Annotated in this window: 1 protein-coding gene; it reads right to left on the bottom strand. The window is 61.4% G+C overall.

What is annotated here, in order from left to right; genetic code table 11:
* Positions 1-59 precede the first annotated feature (59 nt).
* Positions 60-1,765: AAA family ATPase (locus AC1RMF_RS26545; protein WP_493145545.1), on the bottom strand; the 1,706-nt coding region annotated here is incomplete at its 5' end.

Here is a 1,765-nt window from a genome sequence, read left to right as displayed (position 1 = left end):
TCGCGTACGGAATGGGTTGAACAGGGATTTGCGGATTCAGATTCGCGGTGAAGGCAGCACTACACGCTGTCATCTGCCTCTGTGGCAGCGCGCCCGCTTACGAAGCCCATGGGCGCACGCCGCGGCTGCTTGCCCGTCTGCAGTTCCTGCAGCAAACTGATCAAGGTCGAAGCCGTTCGGGCATCCGGTGCAAAGCGCAGACGGCGAGACAGAGCAGCGAAATCTCCGGGCGTGACACCGGTGATTTGGGAGGCAGTGTCCAGATCCCCTATGTCGACCTCGATTGCAAGCGCCTTGCAGAGCGCTGCGAATCCCTCTCGCACCTGCTCGGGTCTGAGGGGCTCGAACGTGATCTGCATATCGAGCCTGCGCAAGGTCGCTGGATCGATGGCTTGCATGCGGTTGGTGGCAATCACAACAACACCGGTGTATTCACCCAAGTGCTCCAGCAGTTCGTTGACCTGCGTGACCTCCCAGGTGCGTGCTGCCATATCACGGTTGGCCAATAATCCATCGACCTCATCAATGAAGAGCACCGCGCCCTCTTCGAGCGCCTTCTCAAACGCAGTGCGAATGCGCTGTTCTGTCTCCCCTACATAGGCCGACAGCAGATCTGACGCACGTTGCTCCACCAAGGGCTTATCCAGCATGTTCGCCAAGGCCTTGGCGAATGCGGTCTTGCCAGTTCCTGGAAGTCCGCACAGCGCCAGTCGCGCGCTGCCTACCTTCCGGATACCGGCCACCAGTTCCATCAAGTCCACACTGGCATTCACCTGGGTAGGGCTCCAGGTGAATGCTTCAGAGTGTGCTCCCTGCTCAATTGGGATTTGCAAGTGCTGGGTGGGGCGGCCTGGCAGGCGCTGGCGCAGCCAGTGCCGGCACAAGGTGGCGTCCATCGGGACGTCAGCATCTTCTCCCCGTGCGTGGACTTGGCCCAGCCGGTCGATGAGTGCCGGTGTCAAGGTGCTGACTTCAGCCCAGCGCTGCTGCTCAGTTTCTGTGATGGCAGCGGGGCTGTGCCGTCTGGGTGCGAAACGCTTTTGGATCAGTCCCAGGCGTACCGAGCGGGGAATTCCCTCAAAGTGAATTTCCACATCGAAGCGGCGCAGTACGGCACGGTCCAGCACCTCTGGGTGGTTCATGATCCAGATGACCGGGATGCGGCTGCCCTCCAGCAATTGATTCAAGGCCGCCCGGTGGTTGTCCATGCTCACCGCATCCGCATCACCTGAGCTACGCCGTTGACCGAATTCCGATTCCGGCGGGCGAAACACATCGTCCGCTTCGTCAAAGAGGATGGCCCCACGTGGGGTGGCGCGCATCATCCGCATGACCAGGCGCAGGTGGTGTAGTCGATCCTCACCCGTCAAGGCGCCACCCCGGTCATTGGTAACCACCATCTCCATGGCCTGCACACTGGATTCCCTCAGCAGGGCCCGGCACCACTCGGTCTTCCCCAGCCCCGGCATTCCAGTCACGAGCATGTGCCCTGCTGTGTGTCCGTCCGATGCCGCCTTGAGCACACCCTCTAGCCAGCTCTTGGCAAGGGCCGTGTGGTGCGGGATGTGCGCAAAGTCACCCAGGCTGAGTCCATCCCCACGCAGTGGGGTGGCCATATGCGCCAGGATTTCCTCGGGTTGCCCCTGGTGGTAGGCAATGCCTTCGGAAAGCTGGCGTGGGACAAACAGCAAGGTGCCCAGCCACTCCTCACCGCCCGGGTACATGCGCAAGATGCCGCTGGACAAGAGCGATCCTTTGGAGCTCA

Source organism: Rhodoferax sp. GW822-FHT04A08 (genome assembly GCF_058801025.1).
This window is presented reverse-complemented; position numbering and strand designations above follow the sequence as displayed.